The sequence below is a fragment of the Mycobacterium sp. NGS57 genome, from assembly GCF_059812405.1.
The window spans coordinates 1-500 of sequence record NZ_JCALCP010000041.1 but is presented as its reverse complement, the minus strand read 5'-3'; the positions used below and the strand labels follow the sequence as shown (position 1 = coordinate 500).

Below are 500 nucleotides of genomic sequence, written 5' to 3'. Positions count from 1 at the left end.
CCGCCGCCGCCACCGTCACCGCCGCTGGCGCTGGCGGTAGTCGGGCTGTAGCCGGCGCCGCCGTTGCCGCCGTTGCCCATGACCCCGGTCGGGGTGCTGCCCGCGGTGCCGTCGGCGCCGGGGGTGGACCCTGTGCCGCCGGCACCCGCCGCGCCGCCGAACCCGGTGTTGCCACCGGCCCCGCCGGCGCCGCCGTCGGGGGAAGTGTTGTCGCCGGCCGCGCCCATGCCGCCGTCGCCGGGGGTGGCGCCGTTGCCGCCGTTGCCGGCGTTGCCGCCGGCCCCGGTCGCGCCGGTCACGCCGTGGGCGGCCAGCCCACCAGTGCCGCCGTCGCCGCCATTGCCGCCCGCCCCGCCGTTGCCGCCCGACCCGCCGGCCTGGCCGGCCGCGCCGGGCGTGGTCGCGTCGGCGCCGTCGAGGCCGGCGCCGCCGTGGCCGCCGGCCGCGCCGTGCCCGCCGGCGCCGCCCGCGCCGCCATCGCCGGACACCGCCCCGCCCGC

At 84.4% G+C, this 500-nt stretch carries 1 pseudogene; it reads right to left on the bottom strand.

The annotated features are described in order from the left end of the window. Positions 1-500: pseudogene (locus AC5Y43_RS24990) on the bottom strand (PE family protein); the annotation flags it as partial.